This window comes from Limnothrix sp. HT2024, assembly GCF_059138625.1.
In genome coordinates, this window is record NZ_CM181121.1 from 2,449,753 (window position 1) to 2,467,108 (window position 17,356).

Annotated in this window: 12 protein-coding genes; 2 read left to right on the forward strand and 10 right to left on the reverse strand. The window is 54.8% G+C overall.

What is annotated here, in order from left to right:
* The first annotated feature begins 254 nt into the window (after positions 1 to 254).
* Entirely contained in the window at positions 255 to 2,666 is a 2,412-nt protein-coding gene (locus AC2IAX_RS09770; RefSeq protein ID WP_494387342.1) for a ribonuclease R family protein, read from the forward strand.
* Positions 2,667 to 2,701: 35 nt separating this feature from the next.
* Positions 2,702 to 3,598, forward strand: coding sequence for a carbonic anhydrase family protein (locus AC2IAX_RS09775; protein ID WP_494387343.1), 897 nt, complete (start codon positions 2,702 to 2,704; stop codon positions 3,596 to 3,598).
* A 2-nt stretch (positions 3,599 to 3,600) separates the two neighbouring features.
* Here the strand turns inward: AC2IAX_RS09775 and AC2IAX_RS09780 are convergent, their stop codons facing one another.
* From AC2IAX_RS09780 to AC2IAX_RS09825, 10 genes are all read right to left on the reverse strand, one after another.
* Positions 3,601 to 5,022, reverse strand: a complete 1,422-nt coding sequence (locus AC2IAX_RS09780) for a PAS domain-containing sensor histidine kinase (protein WP_494387344.1) — start codon at positions 5,020 to 5,022, stop codon at positions 3,601 to 3,603.
* Positions 5,023 to 5,155: 133 nt separating this feature from the next.
* Positions 5,156 to 5,758 carry a cysteine hydrolase family protein gene (locus tag AC2IAX_RS09785; protein WP_494387345.1) on the reverse strand — a complete coding sequence of 201 codons (603 nt, stop codon included), beginning with the start codon at positions 5,756 to 5,758 and terminating at the stop codon, positions 5,156 to 5,158.
* Between the two features lie 179 nt (positions 5,759 to 5,937).
* Positions 5,938 to 7,125: an AI-2E family transporter gene (locus AC2IAX_RS09790; protein ID WP_494387346.1), complete on the reverse strand. Its 1,188-nt coding sequence runs from the start codon at positions 7,123 to 7,125 to the stop codon at positions 5,938 to 5,940.
* Positions 7,126 to 7,247: 122 nt separating this feature from the next.
* A complete protein-coding gene (locus AC2IAX_RS09795; protein WP_494387347.1) occupies positions 7,248 to 8,378 on the reverse strand; it encodes a PepSY-associated TM helix domain-containing protein in 1,131 nt (376 codons plus the stop codon).
* A gap of 44 nt (positions 8,379 to 8,422) precedes the next feature.
* Positions 8,423 to 9,190 (reverse strand): hypothetical protein, encoded by a 768-nt coding sequence (locus tag AC2IAX_RS09800; protein ID WP_494387348.1) that lies wholly within the window; start codon positions 9,188 to 9,190, stop codon positions 8,423 to 8,425.
* A 255-nt stretch (positions 9,191 to 9,445) separates the two neighbouring features.
* Entirely contained in the window at positions 9,446 to 11,971 is a 2,526-nt protein-coding gene (locus tag AC2IAX_RS09805; RefSeq protein WP_494387349.1) for a TonB-dependent siderophore receptor, read from the reverse strand.
* 112 nt (positions 11,972 to 12,083) lie between these two features.
* Positions 12,084 to 14,606, reverse strand: coding sequence for a TonB-dependent siderophore receptor (locus AC2IAX_RS09810; RefSeq protein ID WP_494387350.1), 2,523 nt, complete (start codon positions 14,604 to 14,606; stop codon positions 12,084 to 12,086).
* A 162-nt stretch (positions 14,607 to 14,768) separates the two neighbouring features.
* Positions 14,769 to 16,208, reverse strand: a complete 1,440-nt coding sequence (locus AC2IAX_RS09815; protein ID WP_494387351.1) for an energy transducer TonB family protein — start codon at positions 16,206 to 16,208, stop codon at positions 14,769 to 14,771.
* A 50-nt stretch (positions 16,209 to 16,258) separates the two neighbouring features.
* A complete protein-coding gene (locus tag AC2IAX_RS09820) occupies positions 16,259 to 16,678 on the reverse strand; it encodes an ExbD/TolR family protein (RefSeq protein ID WP_494387352.1) in 420 nt (139 codons plus the stop codon).
* Complete coding sequence (locus AC2IAX_RS09825) at positions 16,656 to 17,333, reverse strand: MotA/TolQ/ExbB proton channel family protein (RefSeq protein ID WP_494387353.1); 678 nt, start codon at positions 17,331 to 17,333, stop codon at positions 16,656 to 16,658. Before AC2IAX_RS09825 ends, AC2IAX_RS09820 begins: the two co-directional genes overlap by 23 nt.
* Positions 17,334 to 17,356 lie beyond the last annotated feature (23 nt).

Here is a 17,356-nt window from a genome sequence, read left to right on the forward strand (position 1 = left end):
TCGATCTTGCCGGTTCAAGATCTTGCAGCACCCAATGCGGAACCCTTCCGGCCCTAGCTCGAGTGACGCTTGTGGATTTCCCGCCCGATCGATGCGACGGGCCCCGACCAGCAACGCTCCAGAGGCATAGGGATCGTCGTCAGTACGGTTAATGTTCATGGCATTCAACAATGCTGTTCGCAGCACTGTGATGGCTGTCGCTCGCGCCTCATTCGCCCCATCCCATTCTCTGTGCCCGGAGGTTGACGCGCTTCATGGAATTTTCGATCGCTTCCCTACTCGCGAGCTTTACCTCAGAAAAGTCGCTCACGCCAAAGGTTCTTGAACAAAAGTTGGGCACTCGCGAAGGACGCGGCAATCGCCAGCTTCAGATTGCCCTGGACGCACTGGAAAAGTTGGGGATTTTGAATAAGGAGCGCGGTCGCTATCGCCGGTTGGAACAGGAGGGCATGTTTGAGGCCAAGCTGCGTTGCTCTAGCAAGGGGTTTTGCTTTGCCATTCAGGATGACGACGACGCGGAAGATGTCTATGTGCGGGAATGTCACCTGAATCATGCCTGGAATGGCGATCGAGTGTTGGTGAAGGTGATCAAAGAGGGCGGCGGTCGCAGTCGGCGGCGCAGTCCTGAGGGCCATGTGGAGTTGGTGCTCGATCGGGCGAATTCGTCTCTGTTGGCCCGGGTGGAAAAGGGGGAGGACGGCATTTTTCGGGCGGCTCCGTTGGACGATCGATTGCTGTTCCGAGTGGAACTGGACACCAGCGGGGTGGACTTGGACGCGATCGTCAACTACCTGGTGAGCGTGGAGATTGTCCGTTATCCGATCGGGCAGTTGCCGCCCTTGGGCCGCGTGATCAAGGTGTTGGGAGCCGATGCGGACGCGGCGGCTCCGGCGGACATTGTGGTCTGTAAATATGGGCTACATGAAAGCTTCCCGGAGGAAGTTTTGGCGGCGGCCGCAGCGTTACCGGCTCCGGTGGACAGCTTGAAGGCGAGCGAAATTCAAGGACGGTTGGATTTACGATCGCTGCTGACGGTGGCAACGGTGACCGCCACGGCCGGAGAGTTGCCCCCGGTGATCGATCGCGCCATTACCCTGGAAACCAACCCGGCGGGCCATATGCGGTTGGGGCTGCATGTGCCCGATGTGGCTCACTATGTGGAACCGGATTCACCGCTCGATCGCGAAGCCCGGCGGCGGGGTGTGGCGGCCGACTTGGGGGCCCAATGGTTGCCGCTGTTCCCGGCGGATCTTTACGCGCGCCATGGTTCCTTAGGTCTAGGGTGCGATCGCCTGGCCACTTCCGTGCTGCTGACCTTTAATGATCAGGGTGAATTACTGGAGTTTGAAATTCATCCCAGCGTGGTGCGGGCCGATGCCACCCTAACGGAAGCGCAGCTCGATGCGTTCTTGGACGGCAACCAGGCGGATCCGGAGTTGCCCCAAGCCCCCGCGATCGGGGATTTGTTGACCCAACTGAAAACCCTGGCGGCGGCCCTGCGGGGCCAGCGGCTCAGCCGAGGTGGGTTTGATCTGAGTGGTTACCGAGGGCTGACCTCGTTCGATCGCGAGGATGTGCCCGGTGCGCCGATCGCCCCGATCGGGATTGCCCCCACGGCCCGTGTCCTGTTAGCGGAAGTGACGATCGCCGCCAATGCCGTGGTCGCCAGCCATCTGCAAGCCCTGCAAGTGCCCACGCTCTATCGAGTGCAAGCGGCCCCCAGTCCCGGGGATGTGCAGGAAACCTTGCGGTTGGCCGGCAACCTGGGCTTGGAGCTGACCCTGGAGCAGCCAGATCAGGTGACCCCCCACGATGTGCAGCAGTGGCTGCAACAGGCCACCGACAGCGACACCCGCAAAATCCTGAATCGTCTGTTGGTGGAAGCCCTGAAGCCAGCCGCCTACAGCCACGAACCTCGCTCCCACTTTGGTTTGGCCCTGCCGGTTTACACCACCCTGAATGCACCCACCCGCCATTACGGAGACCTGTTGGTGCAACGGAGCTTGAACACCCTCTTTGCCAAGGGACGCGATCGACGCACAGCCCGCAGCAAAGAAGGCGTGAATTTGCACCACAGTTCTTGCCATGGGGCGATCGGCTGGAATCTATTGCCCACGGAAGATCAACAGGAGTTGGAAGCCTCGATCACCAGCGCGGCCTGGCTGCTAAGCGATCGGGAACGCTTGATCCAAGAAGCCGCCGCCGACAGCCACGGCCTCCGCAAAACCGCCGCCATGCGGGCCCGGATTGGCGAAACCTTCAGCGGCCCGATCGTGGGCGTGCAGTCCTACGGCTTCTTTGTGGAGCTAGAGGCCTTGGGCATTGAAGGGCTGGTGCATGTGTCCTCCCTGAAGGATGACTGGTACGAGTATCGATCGCGCCAACAAATGTTGATTGGTCGCAAGAGCCGCCGCCAATATGCCCTCGGGGGCCGCGTGGAAGTGGAAGTGCGCGGCGTGGACTACTACCGCCAGCAAATTGATTTGGTGGCCGTCAGTGGCGGGGCCGAGTCCAACTTTGATGCGCTGGTGGACGATGAGGACGACACCGATGATTCGGATCTGACCTTTGGCTACGGGGCTGAGGAGCCGGAAGAATCGGATCTTGTGGATCTCCATGAGCCGGACGACTTGGAAGCGCCCCTCGACGAGTTCGACGACGACTAGATCCGCTGCCTATCCTAGAAGGAGCGATCGCCCCGGTGATCGCTCCTTTTGCTTGGGAACCGGTTCCTGAACGCTGGTTCCTGAACCTTGGGAATCGGGAACTAGAAATCGGGCCATTCGGAAGTCAAGAGCAAGCCATGAAACGTCGTCAGTGGTTGTGGCAAGGATCCCTCGCGCTGGGCGGGGCCCTTGGCAGTTGGGCGGGATTGGGCGATCGCCCCGTTCGAGCCGCCACCCGTTGGAGCTATGACGGCCCCACCGGCCCCAACCACTGGAGCGAGTTGGATCCTGCCTTTGCGACCTGTGGCCTCGGTCAGCGCCAATCCCCGATCGACCTGACCGCCCAGGAACAGCTTGGGCCCGTGGATTTGCGGTTGGATTACCAATCCGCGCCCCTGACGGCCCGCAACACGGGGCGATCGATCTTGGTGGACTGCCCGCCCGGCGCTTGCATCCTGCATCTGGGCGATCGACCCTATGACCTCTTGCAATTCCACTTTCACCACCCCAGCGAACATCACCGCGCTGGCCGCACCTTCCCCGCAGAAGTGCATTTTGTCCATCGCGATCGGGCCGGGGGCCTGTTGGTGTTGGGTCTTTGGTTAACGGCCGCAGCCCCAACCAAGGCCGCCAGTCCCCCGCAGGCCGCCCCCCAACTGTTACAAGAATTATTAGCCCGCGCCCCGATCGCCCTCGGAACCAGCCTCGATCGCGCTTGGCAAGGGAACCCCGCCGACCTGTTGCCCCCCATTCCCCGATCGCTCTACCACTACCAAGGCTCCCTCACCACGCCCCCCTGTTCTGAAGGGGTGACTTGGCTGCTGTTGCCAGAACCCCAGGCGATCGCCCCCGCCCTGCTCACCGAGTTGCAAACCCGATTGGGAAGCAATGCCCGCCCCCTCCAGGCCCAGCTTGCCACCCCCAAAGCCTAGGCCTAGCGCTGGGAATTCGCCGACTCCTGCGCGGGCGAATCCGCCGAATTGGTTTGCTGAATTGGAATTTGGATCGTGAAAGTTGTGCCCTGGCCGTATTGCGATCGAAAACTGAGTTTCCCCCGATGTTTTTCCGTAATGATTTGGTAACTAATGGCCAGCCCCATCCCGGTTCCCTTGCCCACATCCTTTGTCGTAAAAAAAGGATTAAAAACTTGGCCCTGAATCAGCAACGGAATACCAATACCATTATCGGAAATCTCGATCGCAACCCATTGGCTATCCAAGACAAACGTATTAATTTCAATGGTTCCAAAATAAGTGGAACTACTGGGCATAATAATTTTTGAGTCTACTTTTTTAACAGCTTCCTCAATGGCATCGATCGCATTTTCCAAAATGCTCATCAATGCCTGATTTAAATATCGGGGATAGCATTCAATTAAAGGTAATTGACCATAGTTTTTTGAAATCGAAATGGATTGCAGTTTTGCTTTTAGTTGATAGCCTAGGATCTTCAAAATTCCATCAATATCTTCATGCACACTGATGGTTTTCAACTCAGATTCATCAATTCGCGAGAAATTGCGTAAATCCAAGACAATTTGCCGAATTCGATGCGTCCCTGTTCGCATCGAGTTGATGATTTTTTGAGAGTCCTCTTTCAAAAAATCCAAATCAATCGGTTCTGTGAGTAATGGAATCGTAGCGGTGGTTTCCAGATTCTGAGCTTGATACGTTTCCAAGGACTGAATCAGCGTTTGTAGATATTCTTCTAAATATTCCAAATTGCCATGAATAAAGTTCACGGGATTATTGATTTCGTGGGCAACCCCAGCCACAAGCTGCACCAAGCCCGACATTTTTTCAGACTGCACCAGCTCGCATTGGGTTTGCTGAAGCCGCTCGATCGTGGCTTGTAACTTCTGATTAGCCGCATTTAGAGCTTGCGTTCGTTGGGCAACCCGTTTTTCGAGTTCCGTATTCATCCGTTGCAATAATTGCTCAGCCTGGTGGCGATCGGTCACATCCGTTAAGGATCCTGAAAATTCACCATCTGCACCACGGGGCTGAATCGTAATTTCTAACCAAACTGTTTGCTGACTGTGGTCTCGAAAGTGAAGTTCCTGTCGCAAAATGGCGCAATGATCTAAGTTGGCGATTGTCATTTGCCAACTAGCTTGCTCGGTTTCGTCCATAAACTGAGCCAAGGGTTTACCCAGGCAGGAGTTAATGGGAAACCCCAGAATCTTCGTCCAAGCCGGATTTAAAAAGGTGATTTGACCCAAATGATCAACCTTAAAAACAATTTCACTGAGGTTCTCAACCAGAGTTCGATAACGGCGTTCTGACTCCGCCAGCCTTTCAATAAGTCGGTATTGAATTTGGGTGTTTAGCTCATCACCTTTACTAAAATCGGTCATTATCCTGTTTTACCTAAGAGGATGTCTGAAAAGCCCAAATGGATACTCTGTAAGCTCCAGTCACCGGCAAACACAGGATGCTCAAGCGCCTTTGCCAACTGCTGGCCCCTAGCTCGGTATCTCAAAACACTTTTCAGACATCCGCCAAAGACTCAAGAAAGGACTCAGCGGAAATTACATTGGCATAAAGAGGAAACACATTTTCTAAGTAGAATTCCTGCTCAAATTGGGTTCTGGCACAGGTGCAATCGGCCAAAACTGACACGCGATAGCCCTTTTCGTGGGCAGCCCGACCGGTGGAGTCAATGCAAACGGAAGTGACCGCACCGGCCAACACAATTTGGGTGATTTGATGTTTTTGGAGCAGCTCATGCAACGAGGTTCCCGTGAAGGCGTTTAAACCCCGCTTTCCAGGCACAACCCAAATTTGATCTTGAAAGGGCAAGAGGGCCTCAACCATTTCTGACCCTTTTTGCCCTGCTTGGAAGGCTCCCACGTCGCGGACGGTTTTAAGGATACCAACGGGATCCACCAATTCTTCATAGGTGGGGGTGAAAAAAATTGGGGTTGCAATGGTGGGGACTCCATGGGCGATCGCCCCGCGCACCACTTGTACCGTACTGTCTAAGATGCGATCGACTGGGACAGCCTGGTCAATCACAGACCGCAGGATCCCATCGGCAGCAAAATAGTCGTTTTGGAACCCAATCAGGATCAGGGCAACTGAACAGGACATAACAAGCTTGGCTATTGGTCTTCTGTTCAGTTTTACGATCTCAATCTTGAGAGAGCAAGCAAATTAGCCTACCCGACTTTTTCACAATCAATGCTATTGAATGACGCTCAGAACCGTTGCTTTTAAAGCGACTCCAATTGATCAGTTTGATTTGAAAAATGATGACTTAATGCAAAACATCAATCGCATTCCGCAACCGGGGAAGGGGCCGCCGCCGTAATACCCACAGATGGTGATTCCGGTTCCACTTCGGGCAGAGATTTCACAGCACCGGGAGTGGGATCTTGGGCCCGCAAATTGGCCAAGGCTTCCTTGAGCAACACAGCCATGGGCACGGCCACCACCACGCCCAACAGGCCGCCCACACGCACACCGGTGAGGATGGCCACAAACACCCAAAAGGGATTGAGGCCCGTCACGCTGCCCAACACCCGAGGAGCCACCAGGTTTTCCACCACTTGCTGCACAATCAGGGCCGCAGCCAAGGCTTGCAGGGCCAGGCCAATATCCTGAAGGGCAATCAGGGAGATCACCGTGCCAATGCCCACTGAGCCGCCAAAGGGAACCAGGGCCATCAACCCAATGGTGAGGCCAAAGAGTAGGCCAAAGGGAATTTTGAGCAACACAAACATGGTGGTTAGCCCCAGACCCAAGCAGGTGGCCGTGAGGATTTGCCCAATGAAGTAGTTTTGGAAGCTCGATCGCAGGGTGCGGGAAAAGGGCTGCTGAACCCGATCGGGTAGCCAAGCAATCAAGCTATCCCAAATTTCTTCGCTGTGTTGCAGCAAATAGAAGGTGAGGACGATGGTTAACACCACATCCAACAACCGAACCACCGTCACCACCGTGACATTCAGGGCCAAGTTGAGGGTGCGGCCGGCAATGCTTTGGAGTTCGGTTTTGAGGCGATCGTTCAGTTGGGAAATCACGCCATCTAAGCTGATGGGCAAACCAAACAAGTCGGCTCGCTCATTCAGCATCATCAGTTGGCGCTGGCCCGAGTCAATCCATTCCGGCAGCCGCGCCACCAACTGTTGCGCCTGGGCCACCACCAGCGGCACTAGGGTCACGCCCACACCAATGACGATCGACAGGGCCACCAAAAACACCACGACGGCGGCCAGCCCTCGCTTCACACCCTTGGCCGCTAGCCAGTTCACGGGATAGTTCAGCAAAAAGGCCAGCAAAGCCGTGACCAACAACACCCCCAGCAATGATTGGAAGTAGCCAAAAATCGTGGCCAAGGCCCAGGCATTGAGCACGGTCAGGGGAGCAGCCAGGGCAAAGAATAGAAACCGTGATAGCGGCGAGAGCGATTCCCACCATTGAACCAGCTTGCTTGCGGGAAGTGGCTCAGTGTTGCTCATGCGGGCGCGGCTCCTGCGCTGAGTTAGCAATGGTTTTCCCATTATCGCCAACTTGGGCGGGAAGCAACCCTTCTCTAGGACAAAACTTTTGCAAAGGGGGCGATCGGGGCGGTGAATGGGAGTCAGGGGCTGGGGAGATCGGGTTGAGGTTGGGCTGGAGCGCTGGGGCGTTTGCGATACTGCCACATCCTCACGCCCGTCCACATTAAGGCGATCGGGGACAGGCCCACCAGCACATAAAGCCAGCGCGTCCACAAACCGCCAAAGGTGCCAAAGTGCAGCGGTCCAAAGCTGCTCAAGATGCGATCGCCCAAGGCCGCCTGCCGACTGTCATTTACCCGCAACACTTGGCCGCTGTAGGCATCCAGAATCACGTTGCTCTGGCCGTAGGAGCTGGGTTCGTGGGTCTGGCGCTTGCCAATCCGCACCACTCCATCCGGTGTTCTGGGCAGCGCGATAAAAGTCGTGGCAGCTCCGGGTAATGCTTGGTTCGATCGCCCCACCAGTTCCGACAAGGGCAAGGGTTTTTGATTGGGCAACACCTTGGACTGCCAAACCGGCTCCGCAGGGGTGAAGGTAATTGCCTTAATGACCGCCGTTGATTGGGCATAAAAATTCCAACAAAACCCTGTGAATCCGGTCAGCACTAAAAAAACAGCGGCAATGATACCCACAACCTTGTGAAGATCAAAATTGCGTCGCTTTGGGTGAGTATTCCACTTAATTTTGAAACCCGCTGCCAACCGTCGCCAACCGGGCCAAAGTGCAATGCCAGTAATGCCCAAAATAGTCATTAAGAAACCCGAAATTCCCACAATAATCAAGCCAGTAGTGCCGGCTAATAATTGATAGTGCAGACGGAAAGTCCAATTCATCCAGTTATCTTGCGCTGATAGGGTTCCTAGCGCTTTTCCATTGTAGGGATGAATAAAAAGCTGAATGAGCTGATTACTCTGCCAAAGGCGAACTTGATAAGGCTGGCCAGGATGTTGAGGAAACAAAATACCCTCAACCATGGAACCCGATAACTGTTGAGCAAAGGTTTGGGCAGCATTGGACACTTGGTCAATGCTGACCAGGGTTTCTTGGGGGGCAATTTCGCCAAATTTTTGAACAACCAGCCGATCTTGCAATTCGTGGGAGAACACCAGCAAGCTTCCCGTTATACCCACAACGATCAAAATTAGGCCAACGACTAAGCCCAGATAACGATGCAGCGGAAATAGGATCGATCGAATCTGGCGAGCTTGCATAGTCCCCTCGGGTTCCGATTTAGTTGAAAATCAATCCTGAAAATCTACTTCAAGATGAAAATGCCGTAATCGGCCACCACATCACCCACCGTGAGACGATCGACCCCTTGCACGATCGCCACCAAATCACCGCTTTTAGTTGAAATACGCAGGGTTTTATCCTGGGGTTGAAGGGTGTAATCTTCCGGTTTACCTGCGAGCAAAATCGTGTCCTCACCGGGTTTGAAATTGTCAATTTGGGCGTAGTCTGCGTCCCCTTTACCCACATAAAAAGTCTCAGACTTGGGATTAGCGGTCGTGATCAAGCTGCCCAGGATAAATTCATCCTCGGAGCCGGGTTGACCCACCAGGCGATCGACTTCCCCTTGACCCAAAGTTTTAGGGCGAATTGGCAACTCGCCGCCCTTGTCAGCCACAATCTCGAACGCCACACCTGAGATGTGAGGGTGATGGCCAAAACCCGAAATGGTGTCATTGCCACCCGTGCCCATAAAAAAGCCCGCAATGTCTTCGCCGTTGGCATCTTTTCCTGACTGTCCAACGGCTTGATAGTGGGCGAGGGGAGAAGCAAATTTACCGGCTTTCACCTCTTTATTCACTTCGGGATAGGCGAGGGCATAAAGGGCTTGATCAAAATGCCGAGTATTGTCATTGGCCGCAGCATTATTGACCGCAGCATCGGTAGCTTGAGGGCTGCTCGCGGGTTCAACAGCAGCAGGGCTGGCAGGGCTAGACGCTTCAGGGTTTGGGGCAGATTGGCAAGCGGTGATCAAGCTCAAGGTCAGCAGGGCGATCGCGTAGGTTTTGTTCATGATCATGGTTGGGTTTGAAGAACGTTTTGAGTCATGCTTGAAACGCTGATTCAAGCATCGGTTATGGCTAGAACAGGGAAGATGACAAACCAGAAATCAACTCCAGAATCGAGGCTGAAGAGAATATCTGGGAAGTAACTTTCAGCACGGGCTAAGCATCAATTGTCGTGGGGGCAAGGGGCTTAAGCCCCTTGTCTAGGTCGATCACCGGGGCGGACAGAGTAGCAATTTTGGCTTTTCAGGCATCCTCTAAAACTAGAACCGAATGGAAGCCGATCCAGTGACCGTGAAAGGTGTACCTACTTCGAGACCGGTGTTGCTTCCCACCGTGGATTTGATGTAGGTTTCATCCGTGAAGTTTCGGAAGTTCAAAGCAAACCGATAGTTATCCCGCTGATAGAAAATGGCAGCATTTCCGATGAAATAGTCTCCAATTTTGTAGTCGTTAGCAAGGTTGCCATAGCGATCGCTCGCATATTCAAACCCCACCCCAAAGCCCAGTCCTTTGAAGGAACCCGACTGAATTTCGTAGGTCGTCCAAAGAGTGGCTTTGTGCTCAGGAATGCCATACAGTCGATTTCCAATCAGCGCTTCATTGGTATCTTCCGTAACTTCGCTGTCGATATAGGCATAGGAACCCAAAATTTTCCAGCCGGGCAACAGTTCACCAATCAAATCAAGCTCAATTCCGCGATTTCGTTGCTCTCCTGAAGAAACCGAAAAGAGCAGGTTATCTGGATCAGTCACCGGCACATTTTGTTTGGTGATGTCGAAGTAGGTGAGGGTGGCCAGGAGGCGGCGATCGAACAATTCAGCCTTCACGCCCACCTCAAACCCTTCACCTTCTTCAGGCTTCAGGATTGAACCATCGGCACCGGTCGAAGTGGTGGGGCGAAATGACTGCGAATAGTTGGCAAACAGCGACAGTTCAGGAATCGGGCGGTAAAGAATCCCGAGGCGCGGTGTCCAAGAACTCAGTTCAATGTTGTTGCCTTCGCGACGGCCCAATTGATCTTCTGTTTCAATGCCGATCGTGTCGTAACGCAGACCGGCAACCACGATCAAATTGTCCGTGAGATTAATTTGATCCTGAAGATAAAATCCGAGACGATTGGCAGTGGTCAGGTCATCATTGAAAGGGGGTAGATCAGAGCGATCGGGGCGAACCACCGCATCATAATTGCGGTCAAAAATGTTGATGATTGACGGTTTCGAGCGATCAAACAGCGTAGAAATTCGCGATTCACTACGATTCAGATCAAGACCAATAGTTGCTTGGTGGGCGATCGATCCGGTTTTGAAAGTACCCACAACACTGGTTTGCAAGCTGTAGGATTGATCCTCCCCATCTTGATCAGCATAGAAGCGAGTGACCCTGGGGCCGTTGGCAGTCAGGGGAAGCGCCACCACACTGTAGTCATAGTCATAGCTGATGTAGCGGAAGCCATTGCGAATTTTCCAGTTGTCGCTAAATCGATGCTCAAATTGATAGCCGGTGCTGAAATAGTCCGTTGTAATGGAGTCCTCAGGATCCGTAATAATCAACTCGCGATCGACCGGTGCGACCCCATCTTCAAATCGACTCAGACCAAAGTCAGACGGCCCTTTTTGGTGAATGTATTCAAGGTTGAGAGACAAATCCGTTTGGTCACTAATTTTCCAAGCCAGAGCAGGCGCGATCGAAAAGCGATTGGTATCAGTTTCAAAGTCCCGAAAAGGGGCTTGGTGCTGATAAACACTATTCAGCCGATAGCGCAAGCTGCCATCTGCCGTCAGCGGGCCACCAAAGTCAATTCGAGGACGAATTAATTCATTGCTGCCGCCCTGAAGTTCGACTTCATAAAAGGGTTCGGCGAGGGGTTGTTTGGACACCAGGTTGATGATGCCACCCGGTTCAATTTGCCCATATAGAATGGAAGCTGGCCCCTTCAACACTTCGATTTGTTCAAGGTTAGCCACTTCCGGAATCGCTTGAAAGGAACCATAAAGCCGATAGCCATCTCGCAAAATCGAGACCGTGGCGGGATATTGGTTACCAAATCCGCGAATGCTAACCGTCGATTCCCGACCGCTGTTACTCCCGGCATAGGACACGCCGCTGACATTGGTCAGCGCATCTTCGATGTTGATTACTTGCTGATCGCGCAAGACAGCTTGGGGAATCACCTGCACCGAGAAAGGCGTTTCCAAAATTGGAGTGTCCGTCCCAGTGGCGCTGGAGGCATTGGGAACCCGGTAACTGGGCGATCGCTGGCCCGTGACAACCAACTCTTCTTCGGGCGCATTGGCATCCACGTTCAGGCTGTAGGCCAAGTCACCCGTAGCCAAGGTCACGTCCTGGACGGGCAAACCATTACGACCCGTCACCACCACTTGAATTCGATCGGGCGCAATCTGCCAAACCCGCACGGCAGCGACTTCAGAAGTGGGATCAGCTTGGTTGAACTCTGCCCCTTCCGGCAAGGACAGGCTGGCGTTGTTGATCTCGGCGATCAGTTGGTTGCCCTCGGCCCGAAACTGGTTCGCATCAATCAACAAGGACTGACCGGCCGGGGTTTCCAGGGCAATTTCCAACTCATCGGGCAGAGCTGTGACCACCACACGAGTGACGGTGGCCGGGCGATCGGCTTGGGCCAGCCAGGACTCTACCGAGGTGGCGGGGGCGGTGCTGCGGAATCGATCGAGCGGCTCCGGGGGAACAGACTCAGCGGCAGCAGGAGCGGCCAACAAGCCGATCGTCATCACCAAAACCGACAGAGACAGAGGAGATGCAGAGTTCATGGGAATGTTCTAAGGGAATTCAAGGAGTAATCAGGGAAAATTTTTTGAACATTGGCCTCATGAAGACCGGGGATGAGATCAACACAATGGTTGCAAGCGCTTCATACGAAACTTAGAACCGAATTGAAGCTGACCCTGTGACCGTGAAGGGTGAACCCACTTCAATACCGCCTTCGTTTCCAGTGGCCCCTTTGATGTAGTTTTCATCGGTGAAGTTGCGGAAATTCAAAGCAAAGCGATAGTTGTCTCGCTGATAGAAAATTGCTGCATTACCAATCAGATAGTCACCCAATCGATAGTCATTGGCTAAGTTTCCATAGCGATCGCTCGCATATTCAAACCCCACCCCAAAGCCCAATCCTTTGAAGGAACCGGACTGGATTTCATAGCTTGTCCAGAGGGTGGCTTTATGCTTTGCCAAACCAGCCGGCCGATTACCAATTAAGGCTTCATCGGTGTCTTCAGTAACTTCCCCATCGATGTAGGCATAGGAACCCAAAATTTTCCAGCCGGGTAATGGTTCCCCAATCAGATCCAGCTCAATTCCTCGGTTACGTTGTTCACCGGAAGCCACGGAAAAGAGAGGATTTGCGGGATCCGAAACTGCAACATTTTGCTTGGCAATGTCGAAGTAGGTGAGGGTGGCCAGCAGGCGACGATCGAACAATTCGGCCTTCACACCCACTTCAAATCCTTCGCCCTCTTCCGGAGGCAAAATTGCACCACTGGAACTGGTGGCCGTCGTGGGTCGAAAGGATTGGGAATAGCTGGCGAAGAGCGCCAATTCGGGAATTGGTTGATATAAAATCCCGAGGCGGGGTGTCCAAGCATCCGCATTAAAGCTGCTGCTCTCATCGGTCAGCTTCTGATCGGTTTCGCTGTCGATCGTGTCGTAACGCAACCCGGCGATGATCAACAGGTTATCAGTTAGCTTGATGCGATCTTGCAGGTAAACCCCTAACCGAGTGGACGTTGTGATGTCATCTTGGAAGGGTGCAATCTCCGAGCGATCGGGCTTGGGAAGGGGTTCATAGTTTGGGTCAAAGATATTCAGTGTTAAAGGATTTGCCGTGTCGAAAACTGTATCGATCTTGAACTCGCTGTAGTTGAGATCAAAACCAATGGTGGCTTGGTGTTCTAGGGATCCCGTTTTGAAGTTCCCAACAACGCTGGTTTGAGATGTGTAGGAGCGATCGTCTCCATCTTGATCAGCATAAAAGCGAGTAATCTCCGCATCATTCACGATAATCGGCAGGGCTATAACGCTGTAGTCATAGGTGTAGTTGATGTAGCGGAAGCCATTGCGAATTTTCCAGTTATCACTGAAGCGGTGCTCAAATTGATAGCCGGTATTCAAGTATTCAGTGGTAATTGAGTCATCGGGGTTGTTGATCACAAATTCCCGATCAACAGGCGCAACGCCATCCCCAAATCGGCTAATTCCAAAGTCTGCTGGCCCCTTTTGGTGGATATATTCCAAATTGAGAGCCAAATCAGTCTGATCGCTGATTTTCCAAGCCAAAACTGGGGCGATCGCGAATCGATTAATATCAGTGTCAAAGTCCCGAAAAGGCGATCGATGCTGATAAAGGGCATTCAGTCGATAGCGCAAACTGCCATCACTGGTTAAGGGGCCGCTGAAGTCAATTCGAGGACGGACTAGCTCATCACTGCCAGCTTGAAATTCTGCTTCATAAAAAGGCTGATCCAAGGGTTGTTTGGACACCAGATTAATAATTCCACCCGGTTCAATTTGCCCATACAAAATGGAAGCCGGCCCCTTCAACACTTCAATTTGTTCCAGGTTGGCCACTTCGGGGATGGCTTGGAAGCCGCCATAAATGCGATACCCATCGCGCAATAGAGGGGCCCCAGTGGAAAATTGATTGCCAAATCCGCGAATGCTGAAACTGGCTTCCCGGCTGCCATTACTGCCAGCAAAAGCCACGCCACTCACGTTGTTTAACGCATCTTCGATGTTGATTACTTGCTGATCGCGCAGGACGGCTTGGGGAATCACCTGCACCGAGAAAGGCGTTTCCAAAATTGGAGTGTCCGTCCCAGTGGCGCTGGAGGCATTGGGAACCCGGTAACTGGGCGATCGCTGCCCCGTCACAACTAATTCTTCTTCGGGTGCGTTGGCATCCACGTTCAGGCTGTAGGCCAAGTCACCCGTGGCCAAGGTCACGTCCTGGGTGGGCAACCCATTGCGACCCGTCACCACTACTTGAATTCGATCGGGCGCAACCTGCCAAACTCGCACCGAGGCCACTTCGGCGGTGGGATCGGCTTGGTTAAACTCCGCCCCTTCCGGCAGCACCAAGCTGGCGTTGTTGATCTCGGCGATCAGTTGGTTGCCTTCAGCCCGAAACTGGTTCGCATCAATCAGCAAGGACTGACCGGCTGGGGTTTCCAGGGCAATTTCCAACTCATCGGGCAGAGCTGTGACCACCACACGAGTGACGGTGGCCGGGCGATCGGCTTGGGCCAACCAGGACTCTACCGAGGTGGCGGGGGCGTTGCTGCGGAAGCGATCGAGCGGCTCCGGTGGAACAGACTCAGCGCCAGCGGGAGCGGCCAACAAGCCGATCGCCATCAACAAAACCGACAGAGACAGGGGAGATGCAGGCTTCATGGGAAGTTTCCTCAGAAAAATTCAAAAAACAGATTGAAAAACAGACAAACCCTTCAGCCAGACCCCTCAGCCAGACCACTCGCGCCCGAATTTTGCGCAGCACGATCGGGGATCACGCCGGGGTAACGGCGGATCGGGACTCGGACATCAGTGGTGTTCGATCTAGTCGGCGGGACTACTGGCGGGGGCGGGTTCCGGAGCGCTGGGCGCAACCGGGGCGGCGGGCGCGGGCTGAGGAGCCGGGGCCGCTTGAGCCGGGCGGGGCGATCGCCGGGGCCGGGGCGATCGGGTGGGCCGGGGACTGCGGCGGACTGGCGCGGCCGGGGCCTCGGCGGCGGGACTGCGGGCCGGTGGCTCCGCTGGGGCCACGGGCGATCGGGCGGGGGCCACCACTGCGGGGCGCGCCGGTTCTGGAGCCGGGCGGCTAGGACTTGGATCGCTAGCGGTGCTGGGCGCGCTGGGGCGACTGGGGCGCGGTTCCCGGTCAGTGCTCGCCGGAGCAGCGGGGGCGGATCCCGTGGAGGCAGCCGCGGGGGCGGGGCTGGCCGGTTGCTCAGCGGTGCGCTCGGTGGGGCGTTCCGTTGGGCGTTCAGAGGGGCGATCAACCGGACGATCGGCAGCGGGTTCCACAGGGCGATCGGCAGTGGGTGTAACGGGCTGTTCCACGGGGCGTTCAGCGGCCCGTTGCCGTTCCGCCTGTTCCGCCGCCTGACGACGCTCCATTTCCTCGCGACGGCGCGCCTCGTTAGCCCGTTGGAACCGCGATCCCTCCTCTTCGTAGGTGACGCGCATGGGTCGGCGCAGGCCGCCCTCAGGCACGGTTTGCGGGTCAAAGCGCCATTGCCGCATCGCTTCTAGGGTTTCGCGATCGACCTCGGGGTTACCGCTGGATTGGCGCAACCGCACCTCTACGCTGCCATCGGGTCGAATTCGCAAATCCACGCGGGGACTGGCTTCCGTACCCCGATAGCGCGGCAGGGGACAGCTCACACATTGGGGCTGGCCGGGCGATCGCGCGGGCGGCGGACTCGGGGGCGGGCTGGCCACGGGCGGCCCCTCCAAGGTGCCAGCCGGTTCCTCATCGCTCGACCCCGTGCCTTCGGGATCGCCGGTCGGTGCGCCCGAGGTGAATCCGGTGGCTTGGCTGGCATTGCCAAATCCGTCCCCCGTGCCATTGGGATCGCTAATCGGGCCAGTGCCCGTCCCCAGGGCCGGTGCATCCCCCGTGGGACTAGTGCCGGGGGCGATCGGGTCGCGATCAGCTGTGGGGTTGGGGTTGCGGGTAGGTGCGTCTTCACCGGCTTTCAAAGGAGCCTGACTTTGGGGAGCCAAAGGAACCCGATCGCGCTGGGCGGGTTGTGGCACCTGGGTTTGGGGCAGTGGGGCGAGAGGTTCCGGCGGTTGGTCGGGCGTGACGTTGGAAATGGTCACTTCCATTTCGGTGTCGTCACTGACCGGGCGATCGCCCCACAAATCCTGCACCTGCCAGCCCCAAGCCAAGCCATGCAGCGCCGCCGACCCGCAAAGGCTACCTAACAAAAACCGTTTCAGCCACCGAGATTCTTTTTGGCGCTGCTGACCAATCAGTTGTGAGCTGTCCATAGGCGGATTTAAACCATCGAGCGATCGGGCAAAAATAGGTAAGCAATCCCTTAGGGCGGAGTGACTTTTTGGGTGGCGATCGCCAGTTTGGCCCCCTCCACTTGGCGCACCCGATCCATCACCGCCACCACGCGATCGTGGGTCACCGAACCATCCGCATTCAGGACGATCGTTAAATCCTGTCCCGATTGCTGAAGTCCTCGAATCGCATTGGTCAAAGAGTCGATCGCCACGGGGGTTTTGTTCAGAAATAAACCACCTTGGGGATCGAGTGTCACCGTGGCTCGAATCACCTTTTGGGGTTTAGCAGATTGGGCTTTCGGCAGATTCACCGCCAACCCTTCAAACCGCCCCAAAAAGAGCGTAGACATAATAAAAAAGGTCAGAATGGCGAAGATCACATCGATCATCGGCACAATTTCAATCCGAGGCGGCAAATCCGGTTCTTCAATACTTCTTCGTCTGCGCATAGGGTGTCTCCTCGGTTTGTTTGAGTCGCATTTTTTTCCAATAGCGCCGATGCCGGAGTTCCAGTTCCGCTGAATATTCTTGAATCAGGGCAATTTGCCGTAGGTAAAATCCTCGAAAGGTATTGGCAAAAAACAGCGTAAACAGCGCCACCACCAACCCAAAGGCGGTAGAAATCAAGGCTTCACTAATCCCGGAAGTCACGGCGGTGGTTTTTGCACCGCCCACATCGCCTAAATTCAGAGAGCTAAAGGATTGAATTAGCCCCAACACGGTTCCCAGCAATCCCAACAAGGGGGAGAGCGTGATGATGGTGTCGAAGATGTTGTTAAAGCGTTTTAAAACGGGAATTTCTGCCTGAGTAGCCCCATCGATCGCCAGGGCAATTTCATCGGGTTCCGCTTCTTCTAAGGATGCTGCCGCCAGGAAAATTCGCCCCAGAGGTAAATCTACGTTGCGCTTGAGTTTTTCAACTGCCAGCAATGGATCAAATTCATAGAGATCCAACACTTCCCGAATGGCTTTGGTTTGCCGTCGATTAACTCGAAACCAAAAAACCACTCGCTCGATGATCAGGGCGATCGCCAACACTGAAAACAACGTGAGGGGAACCGCAACTGCTCCCGCTGCCACCAAAATTTCACCCAGCTTCTGCATCGCTATTTGAACCTAATTGGAAA